The following is a 26215-nucleotide window of genomic DNA, read 5'->3' as shown; positions in this document are numbered from 1 at the left end:
GCCTACACCGCCGCCGCTGCTCGGGATGACCGGCAGCGGCAGGTGGACCTGGCAATCGCCGTACGGATGGCAATGGGCGCGGATGCTGGCGCCTGGGCCACCTTCCTGAAACAGGAACCTGCCTGATGGCCGAACCCACAGCCAATCTGCGCGTGCGCATTGGCGCCGACTTCAACGACATCAAGCAGAGCCTGGTGCTGCTGCGCAAGGACCTCAACGAGGTCCGCAATACCGCCGGCCGACCGTTGCCGACCAACAACGCGATCAACCAGCTGGGCGTGTCGGCGGGCCAGACCGCCCAGGCCATGCGGCAGCTGCCGGCGCAGTTCACCGACGTGTTCACCAGCCTGCAGGGCGGCATGCCTTGGTTCACGGTGCTGGTCCAGCAGGGTGGCCAGATCAAGGACAGCTTCGGTGGTGTTGGTCCGGCGCTGCGCGGTGTGGGTAAGGGCATCGCGGGGCTGATGACGCCCACCGCGGCGTACGCAGCCATCGTCGGTGTGCTGGCCTACGCCTGGTACGACGCCGCGCGCAGCTCGGAGGCATACGCGCGTTCCCTGGTGCTCTCTCGGAACGAAGCTGCCGCGACCAGCGCTGTGCTGGCCGATCTGTCGGCACGCACGTCCAGTTCGCAGGATGTGAGCGTAGGCAAAGCTCAGGCAGCCGCGGTGGCCATAGGGCAAAGCGGACAGGTCGCACGCGAGAACTTCGAGGCTGTGGCGCGGGCTGCTGTAGCCATGGAGGAAATCAACGGCGCTGCCATCGACGACACGGTCGCAGCGTTTGCAAAGCTGGCAGGCGACCCTGTGAAGTACTCGCAGGAGCTGAACAAGCAGGTCAACTTCCTGACGGTCGAAATCTATGACCAAATCCGCGCGCTGCAGGAGCAGGGCCGCAACCAGGAGGCAGCAACGGTTGCGACGCGGTCTGCGGCGGATGCTACGACCGAGGCCCTGGCCAAAGTCCGCGCGAGTCAGAACCCAGTAATTCGGGGCTTCAAGGATTTGTTCGTAGAGGCCAGCAGGGCCTGGGAGGCGATGAAGAACGGGCTGGGGCTCAGCTCGGCGGCTGTCGAGATGCAGAAGCTGCTTCAGGACAACCAGCGCGACGTCGCCATCATGAACAAGGGCGTAGCCGATGGCATGGGCTACGCCTGGGTGTACCAGTACGAGAGCGCCATCAAGTCGCGATCGGCCCGGATCAGGGAAATCGCCGCCCAGCAGCAGAAGGAAGCGAAAGAAGCCCAGGTCACCGCCGCACAGTCCACGTCGCAGGAAGTGGCGCAGGAGCTGGACGCTATCATCGACGCCCAGGCGTCCAAGGAAGAGAAGAAGCGCCGCGAGGTCGCCCGGGTGCAGGTGGCCGCGCAGGAAGCCATCGAGAAGGCAAAGGCCGCCGGCCTGACCGACGTGGTCACCGAGCTGGAAGAGCGGCGGCAGAAGGCCATCGCGGCGATTCAGGAAAAGTACGCCAAGAAGAACACGGGCGGGACTGGATCGGCGACGCGAGGGGCCGGCCTGCAGGCATTCAAGGATGAGCTGGTGGAAGAGCAGGCGGAGATTGCCGCCAGCACCCAGACTCTGCGCGCGCAGTACGCGGCCCGCGAAATCTCCGCCGACCAGTACTACGGGAAGATGCGGGAGCTGCTCACCCGCGGTGCGGCTGCGGAGGCCGCGGCGCTGCAGAGCCAGATCGACTATCTCCAGAAGCAGACCGTAGCCGGCAAGGACGCGATTGGGGTCGGCCGGCAGGTCGGCGAGCTGGAGGCGCGCCTGGCCAAGGTCCGAACCGAAGGCGCAGCGAAGCTTGAAGTCCTGGCTAGCGAGGAACGCGGCGCCGCCGCAGCGCGGGCGAACGCCATCGCTTCCTACGCCAACGCCTTGGACGCTAGCAACAATGCGCTGGAGCGCCAGATGCGCGCGATGGTCGCCAAGGTGGGCATGGGCGATCGCGAGTACGAAGTCCAGCAGCGCATCAACGACGCTTACGCCGACCAGGCCGACAAGCTGCGCGAGCTGCAGCTGCAGCTCAACGCCAAGCAGATCGACCAGGGCATGTTCGACTCCGAGAAGGCCGTGCTGCTGGAGAAAACGGGCGACCGCATCGAGGCTATCCGGGCCGGCTACGCCGACCTGGCCACTGCCGAAGGCAACTGGCTGTCTGGTGCCACCTCTGCATGGTCGAACTACGCGCAGCAGGCCGGGGATGTCGCCGGCCAGATGCGGGATGTTGTCGGCAACGTCTTCTCTGGCTGGGAGGACAAGTTCGTCCAGTTCTCAACCAGCAGCAAGGTGAGCTTCAGCGACTTGGCTGATTCGATCATCAAGGACCTGGCCCGCATCGCCGCAAAGCAAGCAGTGACGGGCTTGGCAAACGTCGTCGCGGGTGCCTTCGGCTCGTACTTCGGTGGCGTGAACACCGCCGGCAATGCAGCCGTCACCAACGGTACCCAGGGCATCAACCAGGACCTGTTCAACAAGCTGATGGCCGGCGGGAAGTCTGAAGGTGGCTACACGGGCCCGGGCGGCAAGTATGAGCCCAAGGGCATTGTGCACGCCGGTGAAGTGGTGTGGTCCCAGGCGGACGTGGCGCGCGCTGGTGGTGTGGGCATTGTGGAAGCCATGCGGCAGGGGTTCCGCGGCTACGCCGAGGGCGGTGTCGTCGGTGGCCTTTCCACTCCGGCACCCGCCGGCGGCGGGGTCAACATCACGGTGCGGAACGCGCCCGCCGGGACAACCGCGAGCGCTTCGAAGAACGACAAGGGCGGTGTCGACATCGACGTGCTGCTGGGGCAGGTCGACAGCTACATCGGCGGCCAGATCGCCACGGGCGCCGGCTCAACGTACACCAGCATCAAGGGGCGCTTCGGCGCCAAGGACAGCGTGTAATGGCTTCTCTTCCCGGCGTGGCGCTGGTCATGTTCGACGGCCAGCAGCGCACCTTCGACCCGTCTGTCCTTCGCACGGAAATGGAGCGTGGTGTGCCCAAGCAACGCCTGCTCAACACGCAGGTCCTGGTCAAACAGTCGATGTCGCTCTACTTCGCCAACATCGACGATGCCGAGCAGTTCGAAGCCTGGTATTTCGGCGTGATTGGGCGGATTGACTGGTTCACCATGGTGCATCCCTACACGGGGGCGACGATCACCGCGCGGTTTGAGAATGGCGCGATCGGTGACCTGGTGCCGGAGGACAAGTTCGCGGCGGACTATCGCCGCGACCTGGTCGTGGAGTATTTGCGATGAGCTTCACCGAGCGCAAACAGCGTGTCACTGACAGGTCCGGGGTTCTCCTGTTTCTCGAGGTAAATGCGCCCTCGTTCAGCGGGCCGCTGCGAATCGTCAACGATACCCAGAACTGGACCAGCAACGGAGTGCTGTATCTGGGCGTGCCGTTTGGCTTCAAGCTGCCGGACGACACGCGGGGTCAGTCACCCCGGGCCCAGCTGGTGCTGGACAACGTGGGCCGGGGTATTTCGGACGATCTGGAAGGTTTGCAGGCGAACGAGGTGGTCATGGCGCGCCTGATGGTGTCCGATCGGGTAAACCCCAACGCCATCGAGCGCGACTACTACCTGCCGATCACCGCAGTGACGATCAGCGGCGCCACGGCAACCGCGCAGTGTGGCGTCGACTACCTGATGCGGCAGCAGGCGGTCAAGCTACGCGCCAACCCCTTCACCATGCCGGGGATATTCAATTGATCCCCCTGGCGGACGTTGAGCGCTTCGTCGGGATTCCATACGACGAGGACGAGTTTGATTGTGCCGACCTGGTCGCGCTGGTGCAGCGTGATTTGTTCGGCCGTGAAGTGAGCCTGCCGCAGCGGCGCGCGCGCGGCACTGCCGGTCAGGCGGTGATCGGGCAGCAGTCCCGTGAGTACGCCCGCCCGCGAATAGGAACGCCACAGGATGGCGACCTCGTGCTGATGTTCGAGCACGCCCAGAAACGCCCCGGCCATGCCGGGGTTTTCTTTTTCCTGGCCCATGAGGGCTGGGTTCTCCACACCAACGAGAGCAACGGCTGCAGCGTGCTGCACCGCGTTCGCGACCTGCCGGAATTCGGCGCAAGGATCGAGGGTTTCTATTCATGGGTGTGATGAAGCCGCTGCCCTCGCTGATCGTCACGCCGCACCCAGTAACCCTGGACGGCCAGCGCACCCTGGCTGCAGAGCTGCGCACCGGCGAGAACCTCGGGGCGTTCTTGGCGCGAACTGTTCCGGACTACGAGGGCGATGTCTGGGAAGTACGCATCAACGGCGTGGTCGTCCCACACGAGGTGATGCACCGCGTGCGGCCCAAGGGCGGCACCGTGATAGAGGTGCGTGGCGTGGTCGGCAAGACCGCGCTGCTCATCGTGGCGATGATCGCTCTGACCATCTTCACCGCCGGCGTAGGAACCGCGATGGTGGCGGCGGGCTACAGCGCAATGGCCGCCGGCTTGGCGCAGGCGGCCATCTACGCCGTCGGTTCGCTGCTGATCAACAAGGTGTTGGGGCCCAAGCCCCCAAAGCCGACTGAGAGCGACGCCGCAGCGGTATTCAACCTGGGCGGGTCGCGGAACCAGGCGAGGCCATACGAGCCGCTGGCGCTACTGCTCGGCAGCGTCCGGATTGCGCCGGACCTGGCCAGCAATCCCTACAGCTGGTACGAAGCCAACGACCAGTACATGGCCATGCTGATGGCGCCCGGCCTCAACGTGGGCCGCATCGATGAGCTGTACAACGGGGACGCCCTGCTTTCGGTGTATGAGGGCGTCCAGGTGTGGCACAGCGGCTTCCCGGGCATGCCGGAGCAGCAGATTCCGCTCTACAGCAATGCCGACACCATTTCCGGTGGCGCGTTGGAGGCGGAGAAGGGACAGCCCAGCGCATGGGTGCAGCGCACCAGCTCGCCGAACACGATCCGCCTGAAGGTCGACATGGACTTCATGCTGTTCGACACCACCAGCAAGGGCAAGAAGAAGGACAACAGCGAGACGATCGAGGTCCAGTACAAGGTGGCCGGCGCCACCAACTGGATGACTTTCGGCAGCTACCACATCACCAGCAATAGCCAGAAACAGCAGCGCCGCAGCTACTCGCTCGACGTCCACGAGGGCCAGTACGACGTCCGAGTGCGCATCGCGGGCCGCAATACCGACGGCAAGGGGGCAACCAGCGATTTCACCTGGTCCACCCTCACCAGCATCCAGACCGACAACGCCAGCTACGCGGGGATTCCCCGCATCGGCGTGCGTATCAAGGCCACCGGGCAGCTCAACGGGTCGCCCGACGAGATTCGATGCGTAGCCCATTCCAGCCCGGTTCCGGTCTGGAACGGCCAGACGTGGGTCATCGAGGAAACCAGCAATCCTGGCGCGCACATCCTGGCCTATGCCCGAGGCTTCCGTGATCCGGATGGGCAGCTGATCGCCGGCCTGGGGCTGACCGATGCGCAGATCGACGTCGCGGCGCTACAGGCGTTCATGCTGCACTGCGCCGCTGGCGGCCTGGCCTACGACAACCTGATCCGCGACGTCCGCAGCCACGATGACGTCCTGCAGGCTGTGGCCTTGGCCGGCTTCGGCCAGGTCACCTGGGCCGCTGGCCGCCTTTCCGTGGTTTGGGCGGCCGACGGGCAGCCGCTGTCGGGCGTGGTCAACATGGCCACGATCAAGAAGGGGCAGTTCCAAGTCGACTACACCCTGGCCAACGCGGCTGATGGGATCGAGTTTTCCTACTTCGATCGCACCGACTGGTCCACCAAGACCCTGCGCGTCACGGCACCGGGGGTAGAGACGATGCTCAACCCGGCGCAGCTCACCGGCGAGGGCATCACCAACGAGGCACATGCGGCCAAGATGGCCCGCTATCACCTCGCCCAGTCCCTGTATCAGTACAAGGACATCACCTACAGCACCGACATCGAGCACCTGAGCTATCGGCGCCTGTCGGTGCTCGCCCTGCAGCACGACCTCACACAATGGGGGTTCGGCGGCCGCCTGGTGTCGGTGGAGCTGGAGGCCAGCGAGGCCATCCTCGAGCTGGACGAGCCAGTGCCGCCGGCGGCCAATGGAAACGCGTTCATTGGATTGAGAATTCCGGGCGAGCGCGTGTACCGGGTGTTCCGGGTGCGGCCGATCAACGCCGAGACGCGCCGGATTCACCTGATGGACCCGTGGCCCGCCGATGCTCCGCTGCCCGGCAATACGCCGGAAAACCCAGCCCACGACACCATTTGGATTTACGATTTCAAGCAGACGCCAGGCTATCGCGTCCGCGTGGTCGGGGTGGAGCCGGAATCCGACCTCAAGGGCGCATCGGTTACGGTGGTGCCGGAAGGCCCTGAGTTCTGGCACTACGTCGAATCCGGCGAGTACATTCCCTCGCCGGGAGGCTCCCACCTACAGACCCGGCCGATCGCCAGCAACCTGCAGGTGACCGAGCAGCAGGTTGTGCAGGGCAACACGGTATTCACCGAGCTCACGGCCACGTTCGACATCACCGGGCCGGTTGATGACGTGGTGGTGCTGTCGGATATGGACGGCAATGGTGAGCTGGAGCAGGTGGCCACCACACGCACGCGGACGGCTACGTGGCGCATTCCTGGTGCCGGCGAGTACGCCATCGTGGTGCGGCCATACAGCCCAGACGGCCTGGCCGGTGAAGCGGTCAGCGTGACCTTCAGGACGGTTGGCGCCGGCGCGGCGCCGGTGCTGGTCGACAACCTGTATATCAGCGAAGAGCCCGGCGGGGTCCGGCGCTACTCCTGGAGCTTCGAAACCGACACCATCCAGTCGCCCGATTTCGTCGGGGTCCAGATTCGCTACATCGACGGCAGCGTGCCCGCGCCGAATTGGGCGGATATGACACCGCTCGGGGGGGAGGCTGGGTTCCACGCCGCGGCGTTTGACTCGGTGCTGCCGGTTGCCGGCAGCTGGACCTTCGCCGTACGGTCGGTGAACACCGCCGGCGATCTGTCGCTGTCGATGCGCACGGTGCAGAAGGTGCTGTCCAAGAACCTTGGAGAGCAGACCATCGAGGTCGTGCAGCAGCTGACCAGGCACGAGCAGGAAATCCTCAAGGCCATTGAGGACATCGACGAGAACGCAGCTTCGATCGTCAAGCAATCCGTTGCGCAGTTCGACCTGCAGGACACGGCCCGGACGCACCGCGCCTATCTCTCGCGGCTGGAAGAAACCAAGGTCGACGCCGATAGCGCGCGTGCGATCAGCCAGGAGGTGATCAGCGCCTCTGTCGGTGACCTCCGTTCTGCCGTTCAGGAAACTAAGAACGTGGTCGCCGGGATGAACGGCCGGTTGGAGGCGAGCTGGTCCTACAAGGCACAGGTCACAGAGAACGGCCGCTACTACATGGCCGGTATCTCCGCGGGCGTGTACGTGGATGGTGCCACGGTGCAGCGCGAGGTCATTGTGCTTGCCGAGACCTTCGAAATCCTGACGGATGACGCGTTCGGCAACGCCTATCGACCCTTCATTGTGGATAGGGGGGTGGTCTACCTCGACGAGGCGCGCATCCGGAACGGTTCGATCACCAACGCCAAGATCGGGGAGGTCATCCAATCTGCCAACTTTGTCTGGGACGTGGGGAGCGGCACATTCGCGGGCTGGCGCCTCAACAAGGACGGTTCGGCGCTCTTCGCCGGCGATGTGACCATTCGCGGCACCGTCGTGGCTGACTCCATCACCGGGCTATTTCAGCGAAGGAACACCTGGTCGTGGGAGGGCACGATTTCGCCTGACGCAGGTGGCTTCACACCGACCTTTGTTCTGGATGCGCCGGTTCGCGTCGGCGATGCGCACACGCCGCAGCTTTTGATCGAACTGACCATGGACAACGGTGGCGATCACTCCCGAGACGGTGTCGTAACCCTCGAGGTCTACAACGGCGCGGCGTGGCAGGCGGTGAGACAAAAGGTGTTCACGATGGCCGCCAGCACGAACGTGACCAACTTCATGATCGTGCAGGACAGCCAGGCAACTGTGGCGCGCCAATACCGAATTCGGATCAGCCGCGGCACCAACCGCTGGGGCAGTTGGACCTTCAAGGGCGCCTACGTGACTATGCAAGGAGTTCGATAATGGCTGAATCGGTTGCAGCGCTCGCGGCGCTGGTGCAAGACCTTGTCGACAAGGTCGCTCGGTTCAAGAACGAACAGGTCAACCTGTACACCAGCAGCGGCTCCATGGTGACCGTGACCGGCGCCGACGGCACACCGGTATCGGTCCCGAGCTGGGCCGCCGTCCAGGCGGCCTCAGGCTACGACATCAACGTGTTCGAACGGGCGACCTTGGGACCCGGCGCGGTGATTACCCGCAACTGGCCGAACCAGCAGCTCGCCGCCCCGACGTCGGCGCAGGACTGGTACTTCACCTCTGCCGCCGGCGACACCGCGCTGGTACATCTGCTGCGTGTCCGAAAGGGCTCCGCGCAGAAGGACCTGCTGGCCAGCGTGGTGATCAACGGCGGCGTGGGTGTGCTCACCCTCAACCCGCATTCGCTGGGGTACGACGAGGGTCTGGAGTTCATGGTTCAAACCGGCAGCGTTACTGGGTTCACCGGCACGCTGCGCTACCTGTACCTGGTTTGATATGACCGACATTCGACTGCGCAAGACCAGCACGGGCCGGCCGCCGGCCGGCGGCATGCTGTGGCAGATGCTGCTGAACAACGTGGCTGTGCGTCGCTCGTGGGAGACCCTGGGCGTCCACAAGACGCTGCTGCAGTGGATCGCCGTGGACGGCTACAGCTTCGTGGACAACCCCTGGCTGCCAACCTACAACATCAAGCTGGACATGAATGACCTCGCCACCTACCCGTGGGCGAAAGAAATCATCGTCGGCCTGCCCGGTTTCTTCAACGAGCACACGTCGCGCACCAGCTTGCCGTTGATGGCAGATTGGGCCGAGAAGTTCGGCACGCTCCAGTACCCGTCGAACGTCAAGGGCTTCTATTTCCCCGTGGAAATTGACCCGACGTGGACCACCGCGATCGAGGACATGCGCGATATCTGGCCGCGCCTGCCAAGGCCCCTGTATATCTCGGCTTACTACGGCAACAACATCAACGGCGAGGTCGCCGCTCAGTGGCTGGCTGAGCTGCTGCCCCCGGATGTCACCCTTCTGTTTCAGGACGGGGTGGGCGCATTCGGATTCGAGCTGTCCCTTGCCCGGGAGCGAGTGCACCAGCTCGAGCGGCACCTGGGCAAGGAACGCGTGCACGTCATCTGCGAGGTCTTCAGGATCAATCCGGCCTGGGATGGCACCGACGGCACCTACTTCCTGAAGCTGTCCCCCAACGAGTACGCCGCGCGCGTTTCCCAGTACACCAAGGTGAACAACGAGGGGCGCCTATGGCTCTTCGATGGCCCGAACTACATCAGCTCCGACCTGATCCAGCGCGTGAACCGTGCCATCCCGGTGACGACCCCCAACAACCTGGCCGCCACCGCGAACGACGTGGGCGATATCCGGATGACCTGGCAGCGCACCAGCAGCCCCGACGCCAAGGTCACCGGCTACACCGTCAAGATTTACGACACCGCCGGCAACAAGGTGGTGCGCACCTACGACACCAGCAGCGGCGTGCCCGAGGCGTATTACCCGATCCAAGACTCGATCGCCGATTTCGGGTTCCCGCCGGCATTCCTGGTATTCGAGGTGGCCGAGAAGTCCACGGTGTTCCGAAGCGACTTTTCCGCCCTTTTCGTTGGCAACCTGGAGACCGTGCCTGACTGGGTGCGCCACCAGGTCGCTCTCGTCGGCGGCAGCTACATCGGCAATTTCTTCACCGACTTCACCGATACGGCCAATCCCGGCACGACGGGAGGCGAGGGCGGCCGCTTCGCTGTCGCCGCCTATACGTTGCAGCGTGCGACCGCCGCTGCGGCAGGGCTCGACCCATCGCAGGTGGGTGTGCACAACCTGGCCGAGAGCGGCAGCTTCATGACCAGGTCTGCGGCCAACGCCGTCGGCAGCACCCGCTACTGGTGGAACGACATCGACAATGCGCCTGGGCCGGTTCTGCTGGCCGCTGCCGCGCGTCTCGGTGCCACCCGCATCACCAGCATGGTGTGGGGCGGCGGTGCCGACACGGACGCGCTGGACGCCTTTCCCGAGCGCTCCGAGCAGCTGCTCGTGGCCGCCCGCAACGCGATGATCGGCGTGTTCCGGTATCTGAGGGATCACCACAGCAAGGGCACATTCCGACTCTGGCTGCACCCACACCTGCGCGCCTTCTACGGCGCCTCGAGTCCGGGTGAGGTGCGCGGCAATGCGCATGCCCAGATGCGCGCCGCCCTGCTCAACGCGGTGCGCAACAACGGCGGCACCTTCCGCGTTGGCACGTGGGCGCCGGGAGCGGAAACCGCGGCAGGTTACTGGAACGAGAACAGCTCCTGGCTCAACCCGACCCCGTCGGCCGCGCATGCGGCCGCGCAGCAGCTGGGGCAGAGCATCGGCTCCGATACCTCGCTGATCCTGAGCGCGCCGGCGTGGGCCACGATGGGCATCGTGTCGGCCCCGGTAGTACGGTGGCAGGTGAACGACGTTGTCGTGACGTGGCAGCCTGCCAGCTCGAGCACAGGCAGCTTCCGGGTCACGAACCATCGTCTCGACAACATGGCGCCGATCAGCTCGACCGTGCAGAGCGGGAACACGCTGATCTTCACCGAAGCACAGCAGGTCGCCGCGTACGGGTTCGTCGCCGGCGGCGTGATCGTGACGATCGAAGAGTTCGACCCAGCGAGCGGGGTTCCCGGTCCGGCACTTCGGTTCGACAGGACGCGCGGCGATCTTCAATTCATTTTCGACCAGGGCACCCTCGGTGCTTGGCTGGACCCTTCCGATCCAGCGACCCTGTTTGTTGATTCCGGAGGCCTGGTGCGCGCCGAGGTAGGCAGCCGGGTGATGATGGCGTTGGATAAGTCGGGCAACGGCCTTCACTTCGTCCAGCCCGATGCCGCGCGTCGCCCAGTTCTGCGCCAGGATGCCACCGGCAAGCGCTTCCTCGAGTTTGACGGGGCGACTACTGCGCTCGCCACCGGGCGACAGATCGACTATCCGTATTCGCAGGCGTCCGTGTTCGCCGGGCTTCGCTTCGACGCCGGGGCAGCCGATGGCGTCATCGTCGAGTCGAACCTGAATTCCGAGGCCGAGCGAGGAAGTTTCGGGCTGATGAAGCTGGGCGCCGGCCTGGCAATGCGGTCGTTTGGCTACTTCGGCGCCGTCGCCGCCTCGCCCGTGGCCACCGGCCATGTCATCGCCTCCGCCGTAACGAGCATCGTCCCCAACACGGTCGATCTGCGCGTCAACAAGACGCTCGTAGCGAAGTCCACGGCCCGGCAAGGCGCCTGGCCGGAGTACAACAACAGCGTCTTGAGCGTGGGATCACGCAACGCAGCGAGCGGGTTCCTTCGAATGGACCTCTACCAGCTCGTGGTATTCGCCACCGCGGCGTCGGATTACTCCATCGGCGCGGCGGAAACCTACATCCAGTCGCGCCTTCCGGATTTCTCTGTTCTGGAAGAGCTCGGCGTGACCTTCAGCAGCTCGCGCAACACGGACGGCGATGTGGTGGTCGCCTGGGCCTTGGCCGCGCCGGCACCGGGGGCAACCTTCGTGTTCGAGGTCTTCCGCGACAACAACGTTGCCTGGAGCGTCACCACGCCGCTGCTGCGGGCGACCTTCCCGTTTGCGCAGGCCAAGCAGCTGTTCGGCGACCCGCCGCCCTCGAGCATCCGTTACCGGCTTCGTGTCGTGTCGGGTAGAACCTCGCGCGTGGTGGAGGACTACCTGCCGCTGCTGGGGAGCCCGATCGAGCTCGCCGCGGCGCGCAGCAGCTGGGGTGATGTCGTTTTCACGTGGAAGACCAACGGCGACGCCCACGCAGGAAAGACCTACGAGGTGATGATCACCAACCCCGACAACCCCGGCCAGGTGATCCGCACCCTCACTGTTTCGGGCTCAGGCCACTTCAGTGACGGCCGGGTGTTCTGCGACTACCCCAACGAGCTGAACGTCCCGGACGCCGTCTTGCACCGCGGCGATCAGTACACCTGGCAGTACCTCACCTGGCAGGTCAGGTGCATCGAGAACGATTTTCTCAGTGATGAGGTCACGATGGCCGTGCCCTTGGATAACAACGCCTTCGTCAAGAAGGTGGTCGCCATGGGGATCAACTCGTTGGTCGGTGGCATGTTCAACGACCTGTCGGATCGACTCAACCCGGGCGGTAGCGGCCGGGAAGGACGCCGGGACCAGGTGGCGGCGTCCACCTTCCGCCTGGCGCTCGCCGGTGCGCTGGGCCTGCGGCCGGTCCAGGTGATGCCGGTGATGACCGTTGTTGGGTCCTCGCCGATCAACCCGATGCCGTATCAGGCCGGCTTCGACCTCAATAATCACTGGTGGAACCCGGTGGCCGGGGAGCCTGGGCCCAACCTGCGCTACGCCACGGACATAGTCCGCGCGCTGGGCCGGGCACCGGACTACTTCATCGAATCTGGCCCTGGCGAAACGACCGGTATCAGCTATGCGCCCGAGGCCGATCGTCCCGGCATCGTGGCCGCATGGAAGGCGTCGAACGTCGCCATGCGTGACTGGATGCGGGCGAACTGGGGCAATCCGACGCTGGAGATTTGGTTCCAAGGGCCGACCACTTCATTCTGGGGCGAGGCGCCACCGGTGGAGACCAACTTCGCGGGCACCAAGCTGTTGCGAGATGCGCAGATCGACATGGCGCGGAACATCCCGGGGTTCAAGATCGGGTCCTACGTGCCTGACTCGAACCGCTGGGAGGTCTATCTCAACGAGATGGCGATCGGCATCGGGTGGGTCCACTACACCGTGGAGGAATACCACGCAACTGCAAAGGAAATGGGTGAGTCCATCGGGGGTAACAAGAACCTCGCATTCTCCCCGCCACCCTGGGCGAGCGTTGAAATGCCTGACGATCTGGACGCCGTCAAGCTGCCGAACGGAGATGTCCGCTTCACCTGGGCCACCGAATCGCTGCAGTTCAAGGTCCGCGTCCACAACCCCAACGACAGCAGCGTGCTGGCCGAGGCCGTGGTCTCCGACAACAGCTATCTGTACACGCTCGCCGCGCAGGTGGCCCACTTCGGGAACGAGGCGGTCTACGTCCACCTGAGCGTTGCGCACTTTGACGAAGCCACGGGCGCTGGGCCCTACGGCACCTTCGTCGGCAGCGTGTACGGGGCAGCGCTGCAGGAGCCGACCGGGCTGGCGGCAGTGAAGAACGCCGCCGGCGACATCGTGATGCGCTGGGACGCGCGCGCGGGCCGCGATACCTACTTCCACCGCAACATCAGCGCTGTGGATATGACGGTGTTGACGGAGCAGGTGATCACAGGTGCCGAGTTCAATTTCACCTACGCGGCCCAAGTGGCGGCCTACGGCTATGACGCGCTGTTCGCCTCTTTCGAGCTGTACGAATACGACGCTGGTCGCGGGGCCGTGGGCCCGAAGGTGGCGTGGAACGGGAACTCCGCTCGCGCCGCCCAGCCGAGCGGGGGCACAGCGACCAAGGCGGCAAACGGTGACATCGCGCTGGCGTGGGATGCCAACGGTGCAGCCACGTGGCTCTTCGAGCTGCTGAACGTGAGCAACGGCACTGTCATACGCTCGAGCACCGTGGCGGCGCCGGCGGAGCACTTCACAGCCCTCGAGCAGGTGGCCGTGTACGGCTACACGGTTGGGTACGTGGAATGGCGTGTGGTGGCGGTGAACAACGATGGCGCCGCTTCTCTACAGCAGGCTTTTGCCATCTCGCTGTGACGCTCTTGTGTGATACGCGTCACAGACCCGTTGCGTTCAGCTTTCATTGCCGTTTTGGCCTATTGACGTCGATATCAATATTTGTATAATATGCGGCTGTCTACATACGATCTCTGATCAAGAACTCCCCCTCCCATGTTGGCGCGGAGTACACTCATGACCACGAAAAATATATTTGAAATGCTCACCGACGACCCGGTCGAGTACAACATGAAGTCCCTCAAGGCCAAGCTTGCCATAGCCTTGGTCGAGCTCATCAAAGAGCAGGGCCTGACCCAAGCGTCAGCTGCTGAAAAGCTGTCCGTCACCCAGCCGCGCATGAGTAACCTGTTTAGGCTTAGATTGGAGAAGTTCTCAATCGATGCCTTGTTGGTCATGCTTGTGAAAAGTGGCTACAAGATTGACACGACGTTCGATCCGGCAAACGTCCGTGTGCCAATTTCCATGGAAGTAAAAAGGGCGATGCTGTAACAGCCATCGCCCTTTTGTGCCGACTACTTCCTGCCCGCCTTTCCAGCCTTCGTGCTCTTCTTTGCTTCTCGCGCCGCCTCCCTCTTCGTTGCTTCAACTGCTTTGAGCCTGCTGATAACGGTCTCAATCAGTTGCTTGTCCGTGCCGGTCGCCGTCTTCTTCCCGACATAAAGCACATAAAGGATCCCTGCATCCTTCATGTTGAATACACATCGGTAAGCCGGACTTCCTTGGATCTTCAGCTCCATTGCCACCATACCGCGGGGCAGTGAGAGATGACTAATCTCCAGCTCGGCTTTTGCCCCACTTTGAAGGGCCGTAAGCGAGTTGGCGATTTGATCGCGCGGTCCAACCGGCAAAGCTTTCAAGTCCTTAAGGGTTGAGCCTTCGAACTTGATTTCACGCTGATGATCAGCGGGTTCCGTTACATCGCTTGGGGGCATAGTAATTACCTCGTTGGGTTAGGTATATCCGGATGCTTGTCATGATCTTTTCCCTAGTTGGTTGCCTGAAATCAGGCGAGCGCCACGCAAAATTGCGCGACTCGTTCATATTATCACTGTTTGTATAAAATGAAAATAGCGTGACAGGGCGCTGCCGGATGTCAGGTTTGCCTGGCGGGGGGAGGGGGGGCGGCGGGGGTGCCTTCAATCACTCCCGGCCCCGATGGACATGCTGTAATCAGGCAATGTGCTATTCAGCCCAAATCAAGGCCGACTACCAGAAGCTGGTGCGCGAGTTCGGCGCAGTGGTCTCGCTCGACGAGTTCGCCGTGTTGTTCGCAGAAGACCCTGGCAAGAAGCGGCCAAAGACCCCCAAAGCCATGGACGACGCCTTTGCCGCCGGAAAGAGTCCGGCCGAGCGGGCCATCTGGGCCTCCATTCAGCGCTGGGATGCCCGAGACGCAACGGCATTCGAGCAGGAGCTGTTCACCCAGAAGACCCGCCTGGTAACCGCTGAACGCGCGTTGCAGACCAAGGTCACAAAGAAGGCCCAGAACGACGTTCGCGTGGCCACCAACAAGATCGCCCGCGCCCAAGGCAAGTTGGCCGACCTGCGGCGGACCGACCATGTGGCGAGGGATTCGCGAATCTACCCAGGGGTGTACGGCACCGTCATCGTGTCCGAAGGCGGCAAGCGGGTGGTGAAGCCGATGCGCTACCAGTGTCGGCTGGCGGGCAAGCCGGCGAGCTACGACCAGCGCTACCCCGGCACCTACAACGCCAGGCGCGACAGCCTGGAGGGCTTCTGGCGGCCCGCCTTCGGCCACACGCATGCGCTGATGGTGGTCGATACCTTCTACGAGAACGTGGAGGGGCCGGACGGCGGCAACCAGGTAGTGCAGTTCACACCGCGCACGGGCGATCCGATGCTGGTGGCCTGCCTGTGGTCGCACTGGGTGGACCCCGCCGGCAAGGAGCCCGATCTACTGTCCTTCGCCGCGATCACCGATGACCCGGAGCCCGAGGTCGCCGCCGCCGGCCACGATCGGACGATCATCAATATCAAGCCTGAGTACGTCGATTCCTGGCTCAACCCTGACCCGGCCGACCTTGACGCTCTATACGCCATCTTCGACGACAAGCAGCACCCGTTCTACGAGCACCGGTTGGCTGCGTAAGAGGGTAGCCCGAGCCGGCTGACAGCGTAGGCCGCCGGGGCGATGTGATGTGGCCCTGTTCGCCGGTTCGCCTGCTCCTTCCTCCAGGTGATAGCCCGCAGGCAGAGGCGGACTTTGGGCTCTGCCGCCCCCTGGCCCGAAAACTGGACTGGCGGAAAGGATCAGTTGATGATCTGTCGAACGGTGGCTCGATGTTCACCGACGATTTGGTCTTGGGCAGGGGGAAAGGATGACGCTGGCTTGGGCAACACTGGTTGAAGGGACGGAAACCCCTGCAGGCGACGGAATCACCGGCGCTTTACGCTGTGTCATAGAAATTGAGGATGGAGAACAAGTCGCGGCGGTCCTGAAAAGGGACACTCCAGACTTGGTGTTCGCGGAGGCACTCTGCGGCATGTTGCTCACGAAATGGGGCCTGAAGGTCCCCGCGCCCTACCTTGTCAATGAGCCGGATCGGATTTCATTTGCGAGTGCCGACGTAGGGTATCCAAACCTCAAGAAGGCACTGGGTCTCGACAGTCAGAATCTCTCTGCGGAGGAGGCTGACGAGTTGACGCGATTGGCTTTCGATGTCGTGATGTCGTTCCCCACTACTTCGCTGGCGATCGCCCTCGATGAGGCGATAGATAACAGAGATCGCAATTTGGGGAACATTCTTTGGGACGGTTCAGAAGAAGCGTGGATTGACCATGCGTTTGCGCTTGGCAACGGCGTTGCAATGCCGGATCGGAACATTCTGTGCGAGATCGCAACCTTCAATGGGCTCGCCGATCAAAGCAGCCAGGCAGCCATAGCAAGATGGGCCGCCTTGGACCGCGACGCCGTTGCCGACGCAGCTGGTGAGATCGGCGTATTGCACGATTGCACTGCCTGGCAAGATTTGGTTCTACGGCGCCTTGATACCCTCGGCATGCGGATTCTGGCGCGCTTTCCGCAGCCCCACGATCTCTTAGGCCAAACTCCATGAATACAATCTTGACCGAAACAGGCAGCGCCACAGACAGCAGGGCAATGCACCCCTGGCGCCCTCTGTTCTGGGAGCCAGTGTCTGGAACTGGGGAGCGAATCCTCGCGGGGATCATCTATTCCTTTGACGGTGCCCACGGAGTGTCGCGTCTGATCCGTGACGAGGTGCTGGACGGGATGTTTGGCAAGCAAGCAGGTGGAGCTCGGAAACTGATCGAGCACTCCCTAAAGTCATTCTTGGCAATGGCGAATCAACGTGAAGATGGCCTTGGCCAGCTGGATCGTCCATTCATGGGCCTCTTCCCGGGCGGAGTTCGTTTGACCAGTGCCGCAACCATACCAGCGTTGCTCAGGACGGCGGCATTGCTGTATTCCAGCATGGCTAATCTGGCTAAGCTTGAGGAACTCGACCAGTCCGATACGCCTCTTCCGGAAGAGATAAATAGGCGTTTCAGCACCGAGGTGCGCGACATCGTAATTGGGCTGCGGCCGGAATTCGCAGACTACTTCGGCCGTACCGCGCAGCTGGTTCAGGGCGGTCAGCGTGTGCGCTTCGGGTTCTGCTCGCCCGGTGCCGTCATGCATTTCAGCGTCTTGCATCCTGCCCGTGTCAGCGCGAGCATTCGAGACGCACGAGCCCGCTTGTTCGAACTACAACGTGCGCGCGAGCTCACCGGAATTGCAAATGCTGCCCTCATCGGTGCAGTGAGCCGCAACGATGATGCGACTCTTGATCGACGGCAGCGTCAGGCGGTAGATGTGGCGAGGCAGGAAATCGAGGCTGAGGCCGTCGCGGCCAGCCTCCGTTTCTATCCGGTTACCTCTGCCCAAGAAGGCGCGGAGCGCGTTCTTCAAGCAGCGTGACACTGCAATGGACTTCCGCGCGCTCCTCTCAGCAGCGCGCGCGCGGCAGCTCTAGGACCGAAGTAGTGTAGTTGGGGGACAGCATGTGCTGGCGCATGCCCCAGGCGGGCTTGTTCTGCCAGCCCGACGCGCCGAGCCCGGCCACGCCGCGGCCGAACTTCCGGTTGATCTGATCGAGGGTCGCCATCAGCGCATCGTTTCCAGCAACGGCCGGGCTGAACAGATCGGCCTGCAGGTCGTGGGGCTTGGCCAAGTCCAGCAACGCGACTCCGGCCTTCTTGTACCCGATGCCGTCTCTCAGCAGGCCGCGGAGCAGCTGTCTCACGGCCCCGAGCACGAGGGTGGTGTCCGAGGTCGCCGCCGGCAGCACGGCCGATCGCGTCGCGTTGTGCTGCGGCAGTTCGGGCCGGAAGGTGTCGGAATGGGCAAACACCCAGAGGCCCGAGGCCACCAGCCCACGCGCACGCAGCTTCTCGCAGGCCCGGACCGCAAAGGTGGCCAGCGCCTGGGCAATGGCGTCGTGGTCGGCCACCCGATCCGCGAACGAGCGGCTCACCATGATCTGCTGCCGGTCGGGTTCCACCTCCTCCAGCTCCATGCACGCATGCCCCTGCAGCTCCCGCTGGGTCCGCGCGAGGGTCACCCCGAAGGTGGCAAGGATGTCATCGGGGGGCGCGTCACGCAGGGCGGCCGCGGTCCTGATGCCCATGTTCATCAGCTTGGGCGCCAAGCGCCGCCCAACGCCCCACAGGTCCTCTACTGGAAACCGGCGCAGTAGCTCTTCCCGCTTCCGCGGGTCGCTCAGGTCGACAACGCCATCGGCCGACTTCGCCGCCTTGTTCGCCAGCTTGGCCAACGTCTTCGTCGGGCCGATACCGATGCAATTCGGAATGCCGGTCCACCGATGAACCCGTGCGCGCAGCTCCCGCGCAAAACGCTCCCTGTTCCGAACGCGATCCAGGCCGATGAAGCTCTCGTCGATGCTGTAAACCTCGACGCGGGGCGCCGCATCGCGCAGCACAGATACCACGCGGCTGCTCAGGTCCCCATACAGTCCGAAGTTGGCGGAGCGCAGCTGCAGGCCGTGGTGCCGCACCAGGTGCTTCAGCTCGTGCGCGGGCTGGCCCATCTTGATGCCCAGGGCTTTGGCTTCTGCTGATCGGGCGATCGCGCACCCGTCGTTGTTGCTCAGCACCACCAACGGTTTGCCGCGCAGAGCCGGTTGGAAGACCCGCTCGCAGCTGGCATAGAAATTGTTGCCGTCAACGAGCCCGAACATGGCCGCGCCTCCGCTGAATCTGGCGCGCGACACCGACTACGGCAAACACCTCCACCTCGGTGCCTTGCTCGAGCACGATGGGCGGGAATTCGGGGTTGGCAGAATGCAGCTCCAGATGGTGCTCGAACAGCTGGAGCACCTTGCACGTTGGCTGATTGCCATCCCAGATGGCGATTACCAGGTCGCCGGGCTGCGGTTGCACGGACCGGTCGACGACCAGGATATCGCCATCGCTGATGCCGACTCCCAGCATGGACCAGCCGTCGGCACGGTACAGGAAGGTGGCGGCGGGGTTCCGGACCAGCAGGCGGTGCAGGTCAACCGCATCGTCCATGAAGTCGTCGGCCGGGGAGGGGAAGCCCAGGCGGGCTCGCGCACCGGCCAAAGGAACGAAGTGCGCCGGACCGTCTATGGCCGCGGCGCCGATCAACGTAGCGATCGTCGTGGGAAGGGGAAGGGACTGCATGGCGGGAACTCTGGCTGGGCGGTGTCTCATGACGAGAGACGGGCCGAATGTTAGTACAATTACTAACTGGCCGGATGACCGGTTCACGGCGGCGCCTGTTCAGGGGGCGGCCGGGGACGTATCAGGCCGTGCGACGAGGCGCATTCAGAATTGAGGCCATGGGAAAGACTGTCGAGGAAAAGGCCCGCTGGGCCCGTGGTAAGGCGGCCAGGCTCTGGGACCGGGTGAACGCTCTGGAGGCGATGAGAGGCGGGGACTGGCAGGTCCAGGCGCGCCGTCGGCGCGCTGCCAGCCGGTTGGTGCACGAAGCCGCTGGGTACGAGCGGATGGCCACCCGTCTGGAGGGGCCAGACGAATGGACCGACGACGCGCCATTTTGATCGCGCGCACCTCGCTGCAAATTGGCAGGGGTGGGGGTGATCAACGCCTCTGGGCCTCCTGAAATCAGCGAGGACGCCCCAGCTGGGTCAAGCGTTCCACGCGGCGTACTCCTGAAATCGAACGCGTCCGAAACCCGCGCCACGACTGCTGAGCGCACGAGACTTTTAATCTTTTGGTCGATGGTTCGAATCCATCACGGCCCACCACTGCATCAACAACTTAGGCGCCCGATGGGCGCCTTTTTTGTTGCCTCCTGAAAACCTGTCGCTGGGCTGATGCGCGTCAGGGTGGCGTAGGACTTCCTGGTGGCCGTGGCGACCCCCGCGGACGCGTGGCCGGCGTGCCGGCGGGTTGCTCGCGCGCTGCCGCGATCCCACGGTGACGCTCGAGCACGACCAGTCCGCTGATCGTTGGCGCGCGCGTTTTGTGATCCATGACGCAGTACGAGGCCTCTCGTGGCCGGAACGGAAGGTGTCTACCGCCCTGGCCGCAAAGTCCGCTCGATTGCGCAAGGGCGACTACCTGCGTGTCCGCCGGCTGGCCTACAGCACGCTGCTGAAGGCCTTGGAAAAACGGCACGGCGAATTTCGCACCAGGCTCTTCTCACGCTATGAGGCGTAACTCTTTTCAGTAGATTAAACGTCTGAGCAGACAGGCCTGGAAGACAATGACAAGAGATGGAATGAAGCGACGGAGAATTCGCGAAGGTAAGCTGCGCCCCCTGATGGACTCAACTCCAGTGTTTGAAGAGTGGGTATATTCTGACAAGAATGCCGGCTTTATCTTACATCGGCGACGCTGGATATGATCCACGATCAGGCACCCCCACATCTCGTTACCGGTGCTAGCGGTGGAGCTTATCAATCGCGAAATGCCTGGTACCACTTGATCTTGGTAGAAATGTATTACAGGCCTCTGTATGCAATGGCGAACGCTCGTGTTGTCTTTGCTTTTCCCTCTGCTCCCAGCCTGCGGTTCGCAACCTCGAAGCGTGCCTCCACAGGTGTCATCGGCCGGATTTACAGCCCTCACATCCTGGAAATTTGGCGGCTGGATCTATCTGGAAAATGAAACGTATGTTCCCGGTGCGATTGCTGTATCAAAAAAGCCGGTCATTACGAAATGCAGATCTGTGTCGCATGACATTAGGGTCGAACACTACGGCGCTTCCATCTCCGACCTTGAAAGTACATGCCTTGACGTCAGCTCTGCAGCCAGAGAGGCAGAGCATTGGTTTCCAGGGCGCAGCGCGAGGTATTCCATCATTGTCGTCCCGGAAGGGCACTCGATATATGTAAAGAGGCGTAGCCTCGTGATCAACTCGATTCACGTGACATTAGCGACAGCTGACTTCAGCGTGCGCAATAGATTCGACGGTAACTTGGTGGATTTGGTCGCGCATGAGTCTTATCACGCGCTTGGCATCCTGGCGAATGACCGGCGGGGCGGAGATGAGTGCACTGCCTACTACGCTGGGTTATGTGCACAGCTTGAGGTAATCGGATCAATTCCGGAATCCGCCTTGCCCGGCGCCCCGTTGACGGACGGCGCGGATGAGGCGACGCGGAACTCCTCAGAGACTGCCTACTTGGTAAGACGCGAGGTTTTTCCTCTGCTGCATGACGGCTCCATCACTTCAGATAGTGACGGAGGCAGGATTTTGGCTAAACGTTGTCAGGAACTCAGGAGTGGCATTCATAACTCCGACGACTAGCTGCAGCCATGGATGCCTCACGCGTTGAAAAGTATCCGTACCTGTCCCGCATGCGGAAGAAATCATACGCATGCGGAATGCAATTGTTCTGGGAATCTGCTTTGTGCCCTGATCCCTAACGTGAGCTTGCTGCTGCGGTAGTACGCCAGCATGCGGCGGGCGGAAGGCACTCGGGTCGGCAAGTCGAACTGACAGCTCGGGCTGCCGTTGGCTGCGGCCGGGAAGGGCGCTCCCGAGTTGCATCACAGCGAATTGCGCCTTTCACCGAGGCGCAGCAGGGCAAGGACCGATGGCTGTCCATCGCCCGGACGCGCACGCTGTACCTCCCGACCTTGAGCACGACATGCCGCTTCCCGGAGAACGCGTGCATGCCGACGGTCGATCCGGAGCACTGCAATGGCACTGGTGATGGAAGTCCTGCAGACCGCCGTCGTCTTTGCGACGGTGCTGTCCCTGTTTGGTGTGCTGCTGCGCGCTCGGCATTGGCACGCCGGCAGGTCGGACGGCCTGGCCGCTTCCACACCTGTGCCCGACACCGACGCAGTGCCTCCCAAGTGTCGGTCAGGCGCCTGGGCGGCCCTGCGCAACGGTGCGCAGCGATCGCAACAGGCACATCGCCGAGACCAGGCAGGCCGCGATCACCGTCATCGACAACGGCAGGTGGAAAGTGCGGTGGCCGAACATGGCGAAGCCGAGGTGGATGAGGAACGTCGCGATGCCCAGCGCCGCGCAGACCATCGCAAAGCCACGCGCCTTGCTGGTCTGCAGCAGCACGTGGCGGTAGCCGAGCAGCACCACGCCGACGGCCAGCAGGTTGAAGACCAGGAAGCCCTGCACGCCACCGGGCAGCAGGAACATCTCCCACTCACGCCAGAACGCGGCGTCGATCTGATGAACGATCAGGGCGAGCAGGGTGGCGAAGTAGCTTCTTTCCATGGGACAGGCGATGCCGAAGGCTGCGGATCCTGCAGCGTGCACAGTGTAGCGGGGCTCACCGCGTGCCTGCGTGCCGGATTGGCTTCGCCGCGGTCCGCATTCAATGCAGCGCGATGTCGCCGATGAGCGTATCGACCAGGCGCTGCGCGCGGGCCCGTGCACCTTCGCCACGACGCGGCGCGACCGGCAGGTCCGGGCGGATGCCGGCCACCTCGTCACTGCCATCGGCACGCAGGCGTACGCAGTTCGGAACGCGCAGGTGCAGATGCGAATGGGGCAGTTCAGGCATCGCCTGCGCACTCATGAAGCCGCAACCGTACCCTCCGCTGTGCGTGCCGACGATGCGGGCGATGTGGTTGTCCTGCATCCGCGCGGCGAACATCTCGGCGGAGGAGGCCGTCTTCGCATTGGTGAGGACATATACCGGGCCTTTCCAGGCGCCCCAGTGCTCGCGCACATCCTGTGACCAGTCCAGGCGGTGCGCGATGAGGAAATCATCGAGGGTGTCCACGGCAGCGCTCGGCAACGGGCCGCCGGAGGTACCTGCAGGCACCAGGCGCCGGCATGTTGGGCCGTTCCAGTCGTGCTGCACCCGCCAGGCCCAGGACAGATCGCAGGCCGGCAGTGCCGCGGCCTGCCGCGACGCCTGGAACGCTTGCCGCTCTGTAGTGAGCAGCCTGCGCGCCACGGCGTTGGGGCGGTGATTGCGCAGTGCGTCGTCGAGCCGCTCGAATTGTTCGTCCAGATAGGGCTTGCCGGCCGGGGACTGGCTGACCTGGAGCACGGCCGAGGCAACCGGCTGCGGGGTGAACAGCCGCGCCAGCGTATCGCCACTGTCGTCGCCGCCCGGGTTGTCGCCGACGTCCACCAGCACGGCGTCCACGCCGTCCTGTTGGAAACGCCGCAGGCTGGCGGCGATCACCGCGACCCAGCCACGGGCCAGGGTGCCGCGCATGTCGTCGGTGGAGTCCGCATGCCGCAGTTGTGGCCACAGCGCGTGGCAGAGGCCCGGATAGCGAAGGGCATCGAACTCATGCAGGCGCAGCAGCCCCACCGTGTGCCCATCCGGCAGCGAGAGAATGCCGGCGCGCAGCACAGGATCGGCGTCGTCGTTGAGGGGGTGGTAACCGGCCAGCGTTTCCACCGGCAGGCTGAAATCGTGCCGGCCTTCATCGGCCACGCCGAGCGCGGCACACCCTGCGCTCGCGCCCAGCGTGCGCGGGTCCACGGCAGTGGGCGAGGCCGTGTCGGGCGCCTGTTCAAGCGGCTCGAGCAGGCTGAGGTGACCATCCTGGAACCCGGCCAGGAAAGTGCGCAGGGCTTGGCGCGCCTGCGTATCCGTACGTGCTTCAGCGAGCGCACGCTGCGCCTCGGCATCCAGTGCGGGAAGGTCCACGCCACTTTGTGGCGAGGCGACCCATGCCAGATGCGCGTAGTCCTGCTCCAAGGCGCGCTTGAGCGCCACATGGTCGGCCTGCCAGGCGCTGCGATCGAATGCCGGCGCGGCAACGGATGCCCCCGGTGCGGCGACACCCAGCATCGCGAGCATGAATACAGTGCCACTCATCCCTGCCATACAGCCTCCTTGCGACCCGGCGCAGTGCCGCACGGGGCAAGGGTGACGGGATCGTGTGTGCGATCGACTCCGGTCGATCGTAGCCAATGCGCGTGTTCCCCGGAAGTCCCGGAGTCGCATCACGCCACCGTCCCCACGACGCGCGCACGATCAGGCCATACCCGGCCACAGTGGGCCCACGATCCCACGGAGCGGTGTGATGAGTACCGTCCAATCCGGCCACGCGATACGCGAACTCAACCAGATCATCGGCATCGCGCGCGATGGCCACGACATCTACGCCAGAGCCGTCGCCGACGGGGCGCAGGATCCGCAGTTGAATGCGCTGATGATGCGGATGGCCGCAGCGAAAGTGCAGGTCATCGATGGGGTCACGCGGCTGGTGCGCGACGCCGGTGGCCAGCCCGCCCGCCACGGTACCTTCGCCGGCAGCCTCCGTGGCGGCTTCGGCAGGTTGGGCACCGCACTCGGGGATGCGGGCATCCAGTACGCCAGTGAGAGCCAGGCAGCTGAAGCGCGTCTGGTGAGGGCACTCGAAGTGGCCGCGCGCGATGGCGCACTGACGGCACATGCGCGACGAACGCTCAACGGCATGCTGCTGGAGACGCGCCTCGGTTGGGACGACATGCGCCAAGAGGTAGCTGACCTGCGGGGCCGGGATGCATAGTCATCCACACCGTCACCCACACCTTCAAGGAAGCACGCGCATGCGCAGCGTCGCGAATCAACCGCGTCGCGAATGAGCTTCGTAGTGAAGGACGCTAGAAGTTGAAGGACGCTGGAAGTTGAAGGGTGCGAGAGGGCGCCGACTACGCTTGGGCGCCGTCTGCATGTGAGGGCTGCGCGGATGCGCAGCCCACCATGCGGCAGACGAATTACTTCTGCTGCGGCTTGTTGCCTGCGTCAGGGGCGTTCTTGGTGTCCTGTTCCTGCTTCTGCTGCTTGGCCTGCGCGTCCTTGCGATCCTGTTCGGACTGCGGGCCTTTCTGTGCAGCAGCGGCATTCTTGACGTTGTTTTCGTTGTTCTGCATGTTGGACATGGTGTGACTCCAAGGCGACGTGATGTCGCAACCCCAGCGTGGACCTGCCGCTGTTACGCGAGGGTCGCACTTGGATGAGCATCGGGTCAGGGTAGTCTCATGACCAAGTGCTACACCGCGTGGGTGTAACCACCCACGACGCTGCGGGTCCGCAACGTGCCTTTATCCGAGACGCCGAGTTGGAGGCCGCGGCCGTCGATGTATCAGGATTGGCAGAGTGTCCCGCAATGTTCGCTGCTGAACCCGGCAATGGCCTGCTGCAGGAGCGGAACGTCGCTTGGGTCCACCTGTTCCAGCGCGTCCCTCAACGCGTCACGCACTGGCTGCCGTTGCGCGGGCTGCAGCATCTGCGCGTAAGGCGCCGCCGTCTCCGCCAGCGCACGGACCAGGGTCCGCTTCAGCGTGCTGCCCGCCGGCTGGGCACGCATCACCTCCAGCATCTCCAGATACTGGCGTTGCGCATTGCGGCGAAGGGTGTCGGTGCCGCCCGGTCCCAGACCGGCGAGCTCTGCGGGCGTTGCCACGGTCAGCCACGTATCCACCAGTGGCTGCATCCGTGCACCGCACTGCAGCAGGTACGGCAGCAGCAGACCCAGCTGTGCCTGGAAGCGCTCGGCGTTGCGGTTGCCTTGGCGGGCCTGCTCGCCGGAATGGAGGAGCACGGCGGCTGGCATCGCACCCATGCCGAACTGCATCAACCGGGTGGACAGCGTTACGCCGTACTGGCACGCGTTGGTCAGCAGACCCAGGTCCGCCGTCGCGTAGTCCGGTGCCAGGACGTCGGTCTGGTTGGTCACCGCCGCCAGCAGTTGCATGGCGCGTGGGCTTTCGAGCTGCTCCGGTGCGTTGTCGGCGTCGGCTTGCTGCAGCAGTTGCAGGTAATCGCGCGTGGCTTCGTACTGCGCCATGAACTGCGGCGGTATATCATCGGCACGTGCGGGTGAGGCGACCAGCACCATCACGAGGAGGGCCGCGCCCAGCGGTGTCCGGGCAGGCGCACGCGCCGGCCGTGCCAGTCGTCGCGTGAGAGAAGAAAACGGGCTGCCACTCATCCGGAGCATGGTCCTTGGATCGATTCGGGCATGGAGCGTAGGTGACCCGGGGCAGGG

General features: G+C 63.8%; 20 protein-coding genes. 13 read left to right on the top strand and 7 right to left on the bottom strand.

Translation table 11 applies throughout. The features are described 5' to 3' along the window. Positions 1 to 125 precede the first annotated feature (125 nt). The 8 genes from ABE424_RS12915 (at position 126) to ABE424_RS12880 (ending at position 14263) form a co-directional block, all read left to right on the top strand. Positions 126 to 2888, top strand: coding sequence for a phage tail tape measure protein (locus ABE424_RS12915; RefSeq protein WP_346491541.1), 2763 nt, complete (start codon positions 126 to 128; stop codon positions 2886 to 2888). After that, entirely contained in the window at positions 2888 to 3244 is a 357-nt protein-coding gene (locus ABE424_RS12910; RefSeq protein ID WP_346491542.1) for a hypothetical protein, read from the top strand. The genes ABE424_RS12915 and ABE424_RS12910 overlap by 1 nt, the downstream gene beginning before the upstream one ends. After that, positions 3241 to 3702, top strand: a complete 462-nt coding sequence (locus ABE424_RS12905) for a DUF1833 family protein (protein WP_346491543.1) — start codon at positions 3241 to 3243, stop codon at positions 3700 to 3702. Before ABE424_RS12910 ends, ABE424_RS12905 begins: the two co-directional genes overlap by 4 nt. After that, positions 3702 to 4097 (top strand): peptidoglycan endopeptidase, encoded by a 396-nt coding sequence (locus ABE424_RS12900; RefSeq protein ID WP_346491622.1) that lies wholly within the window; start codon positions 3702 to 3704, stop codon positions 4095 to 4097. Before ABE424_RS12905 ends, ABE424_RS12900 begins: the two co-directional genes overlap by 1 nt. Continuing rightward, positions 4088 to 8080 (top strand): host specificity factor TipJ family phage tail protein, encoded by a 3993-nt coding sequence (locus tag ABE424_RS12895; protein ID WP_346491544.1) that lies wholly within the window; start codon positions 4088 to 4090, stop codon positions 8078 to 8080. The genes ABE424_RS12900 and ABE424_RS12895 overlap by 10 nt, the downstream gene beginning before the upstream one ends. Further along, complete coding sequence (locus tag ABE424_RS12890; RefSeq protein ID WP_346491545.1) at positions 8080 to 8589, top strand: hypothetical protein; 510 nt, start codon at positions 8080 to 8082, stop codon at positions 8587 to 8589. Before ABE424_RS12895 ends, ABE424_RS12890 begins: the two co-directional genes overlap by 1 nt. Before the next feature lies 1 nt (position 8590). Next, positions 8591 to 13792, top strand: a complete 5202-nt coding sequence (locus tag ABE424_RS12885) for a hypothetical protein (protein WP_346491546.1) — start codon at positions 8591 to 8593, stop codon at positions 13790 to 13792. A gap of 156 nt (positions 13793 to 13948) precedes the next feature. Further along, the gene (locus ABE424_RS12880; RefSeq protein WP_346491547.1) at positions 13949 to 14263 is read left to right on the top strand and encodes an XRE family transcriptional regulator; all 315 of its coding nucleotides are present in this window, start codon (positions 13949 to 13951) and stop codon (positions 14261 to 14263) included. A gap of 23 nt (positions 14264 to 14286) precedes the next feature. On the opposite strand, the gene ABE424_RS12875 is transcribed toward ABE424_RS12880, so the two are convergent. Beyond that, positions 14287 to 14706, bottom strand: a complete 420-nt coding sequence (locus tag ABE424_RS12875) for a type II toxin-antitoxin system RelE/ParE family toxin (RefSeq protein ID WP_346491548.1) — start codon at positions 14704 to 14706, stop codon at positions 14287 to 14289. 245 nt (positions 14707 to 14951) lie between these two features. On the opposite strand from ABE424_RS12875, the gene ABE424_RS12870 reads away from it, so the two are divergent. The 3 genes from ABE424_RS12870 to ABE424_RS12860 all read left to right on the top strand — a co-directional run bounded on the left by ABE424_RS12870 (position 14952) and on the right by ABE424_RS12860 (position 17714). Next, positions 14952 to 15884 (top strand): SOS response-associated peptidase family protein, encoded by a 933-nt coding sequence (locus ABE424_RS12870; RefSeq protein ID WP_346491549.1) that lies wholly within the window; start codon positions 14952 to 14954, stop codon positions 15882 to 15884. A 229-nt stretch (positions 15885 to 16113) separates the two neighbouring features. Beyond that, positions 16114 to 16851 carry a hypothetical protein gene (locus ABE424_RS12865; RefSeq protein ID WP_346491550.1) on the top strand — a complete coding sequence of 246 codons (738 nt, stop codon included), beginning with the start codon at positions 16114 to 16116 and terminating at the stop codon, positions 16849 to 16851. Positions 16852 to 16991: 140 nt separating this feature from the next. Beyond that, positions 16992 to 17714, top strand: a complete 723-nt coding sequence (locus tag ABE424_RS12860; protein ID WP_346491551.1) for a hypothetical protein — start codon at positions 16992 to 16994, stop codon at positions 17712 to 17714. Positions 17715 to 17742: 28 nt separating this feature from the next. On the opposite strand, the gene ABE424_RS12855 is transcribed toward ABE424_RS12860, so the two are convergent. Both ABE424_RS12855 and umuD read right to left on the bottom strand, forming a co-directional pair. Further along, the gene (locus ABE424_RS12855; RefSeq protein ID WP_346491552.1) at positions 17743 to 18993 is read right to left on the bottom strand and encodes a Y-family DNA polymerase; all 1251 of its coding nucleotides are present in this window, start codon (positions 18991 to 18993) and stop codon (positions 17743 to 17745) included. Next, on the bottom strand, positions 18977 to 19459 hold the full coding sequence (gene umuD, locus ABE424_RS12850) for a translesion error-prone DNA polymerase V autoproteolytic subunit (RefSeq protein WP_346491553.1): 483 nt from the start codon (positions 19457 to 19459) through the stop codon (positions 18977 to 18979). Before umuD ends, ABE424_RS12855 begins: the two co-directional genes overlap by 17 nt. A gap of 852 nt (positions 19460 to 20311) precedes the next feature. On the opposite strand from umuD, the gene ABE424_RS12845 reads away from it, so the two are divergent. Then, positions 20312 to 20461, top strand: a complete 150-nt coding sequence (locus ABE424_RS12845) for a hypothetical protein (RefSeq protein ID WP_346491554.1) — start codon at positions 20312 to 20314, stop codon at positions 20459 to 20461. Between the two features lie 1654 nt (positions 20462 to 22115). On the opposite strand, the gene ABE424_RS12840 is transcribed toward ABE424_RS12845, so the two are convergent. Then, entirely contained in the window at positions 22116 to 22490 is a 375-nt protein-coding gene (locus tag ABE424_RS12840; RefSeq protein ID WP_346491555.1) for a DUF6713 family protein, read from the bottom strand. 100 nt (positions 22491 to 22590) lie between these two features. Further along, positions 22591 to 24057, bottom strand: coding sequence for a S41 family peptidase (locus ABE424_RS12835; protein WP_346491556.1), 1467 nt, complete (start codon positions 24055 to 24057; stop codon positions 22591 to 22593). 208 nt (positions 24058 to 24265) lie between these two features. Here ABE424_RS12835 and ABE424_RS12830 point away from each other — a divergent pair, with 208 nt between their 5' ends. Further along, positions 24266 to 24733: a PA2169 family four-helix-bundle protein gene (locus tag ABE424_RS12830; protein ID WP_346491557.1), complete on the top strand. Its 468-nt coding sequence runs from the start codon at positions 24266 to 24268 to the stop codon at positions 24731 to 24733. A 208-nt stretch (positions 24734 to 24941) separates the two neighbouring features. Here ABE424_RS12830 and ABE424_RS12825 read toward each other — a convergent pair whose 3' ends face one another. Together ABE424_RS12825 and ABE424_RS12820 are read right to left on the bottom strand one after the other, a co-directional pair. Further along, complete coding sequence (locus tag ABE424_RS12825; protein WP_183073690.1) at positions 24942 to 25106, bottom strand: hypothetical protein; 165 nt, start codon at positions 25104 to 25106, stop codon at positions 24942 to 24944. A 203-nt stretch (positions 25107 to 25309) separates the two neighbouring features. Then, positions 25310 to 26158, bottom strand: coding sequence for a hypothetical protein (locus ABE424_RS12820; RefSeq protein WP_346491558.1), 849 nt, complete (start codon positions 26156 to 26158; stop codon positions 25310 to 25312). Positions 26159 to 26215: the final 57 nt, after the last annotated feature.

This window comes from Stenotrophomonas sp. TWI1149 (assembly GCF_039673155.1).
GTDB classification, from domain to species: Bacteria; Pseudomonadota; Gammaproteobacteria; order Xanthomonadales; family Xanthomonadaceae; genus Stenotrophomonas; species Stenotrophomonas maltophilia_AA.
The sequence above is the reverse complement of the archived record's forward strand: the minus strand, read 5'-3'. Positions and strand labels throughout refer to the sequence as shown.

What these genes read in the sequence shown, in the direction of transcription:
- ABE424_RS12840 (WP_346491555.1), bottom strand. Translation starts at nt 22,490, where the DNA reads ATGGAAAGAAGCTACTTCGCCACCCTGCTCGCCCTGATCGTTCATCAG.
- ABE424_RS12825 (WP_183073690.1), bottom strand. Translation starts at nt 25,106, where the DNA reads ATGTCCAACATGCAGAACAACGAAAACAACGTCAAGAATGCCGCTGCT.
- ABE424_RS12870 (WP_346491549.1), top strand. Translation starts at nt 14,952, where the DNA reads ATGTGCTATTCAGCCCAAATCAAGGCCGACTACCAGAAGCTGGTGCGC.
- ABE424_RS12830 (WP_346491557.1), top strand. Translation starts at nt 24,266, where the DNA reads ATGAGTACCGTCCAATCCGGCCACGCGATACGCGAACTCAACCAGATC.
- ABE424_RS12885 (WP_346491546.1), top strand. Translation starts at nt 8,591, where the DNA reads ATGACCGACATTCGACTGCGCAAGACCAGCACGGGCCGGCCGCCGGCC.
- ABE424_RS12915 (WP_346491541.1), top strand. Translation starts at nt 126, where the DNA reads ATGGCCGAACCCACAGCCAATCTGCGCGTGCGCATTGGCGCCGACTTC.
- ABE424_RS12835 (WP_346491556.1), bottom strand. Translation starts at nt 24,057, where the DNA reads ATGAGTGGCACTGTATTCATGCTCGCGATGCTGGGTGTCGCCGCACCG.
- ABE424_RS12910 (WP_346491542.1), top strand. Translation starts at nt 2,888, where the DNA reads ATGGCTTCTCTTCCCGGCGTGGCGCTGGTCATGTTCGACGGCCAGCAG.
- ABE424_RS12875 (WP_346491548.1), bottom strand. Translation starts at nt 14,706, where the DNA reads ATGCCCCCAAGCGATGTAACGGAACCCGCTGATCATCAGCGTGAAATC.
- ABE424_RS12890 (WP_346491545.1), top strand. Translation starts at nt 8,080, where the DNA reads ATGGCTGAATCGGTTGCAGCGCTCGCGGCGCTGGTGCAAGACCTTGTC.
- umuD (WP_346491553.1), bottom strand. Translation starts at nt 19,459, where the DNA reads ATGCAGTCCCTTCCCCTTCCCACGACGATCGCTACGTTGATCGGCGCC.
- ABE424_RS12895 (WP_346491544.1), top strand. Translation starts at nt 4,088, where the DNA reads ATGGGTGTGATGAAGCCGCTGCCCTCGCTGATCGTCACGCCGCACCCA.
- ABE424_RS12865 (WP_346491550.1), top strand. Translation starts at nt 16,114, where the DNA reads ATGACGCTGGCTTGGGCAACACTGGTTGAAGGGACGGAAACCCCTGCA.
- ABE424_RS12905 (WP_346491543.1), top strand. Translation starts at nt 3,241, where the DNA reads ATGAGCTTCACCGAGCGCAAACAGCGTGTCACTGACAGGTCCGGGGTT.
- ABE424_RS12855 (WP_346491552.1), bottom strand. Translation starts at nt 18,993, where the DNA reads ATGTTCGGGCTCGTTGACGGCAACAATTTCTATGCCAGCTGCGAGCGG.
- ABE424_RS12820 (WP_346491558.1), bottom strand. Translation starts at nt 26,158, where the DNA reads ATGAGTGGCAGCCCGTTTTCTTCTCTCACGCGACGACTGGCACGGCCG.
- ABE424_RS12880 (WP_346491547.1), top strand. Translation starts at nt 13,949, where the DNA reads ATGACCACGAAAAATATATTTGAAATGCTCACCGACGACCCGGTCGAG.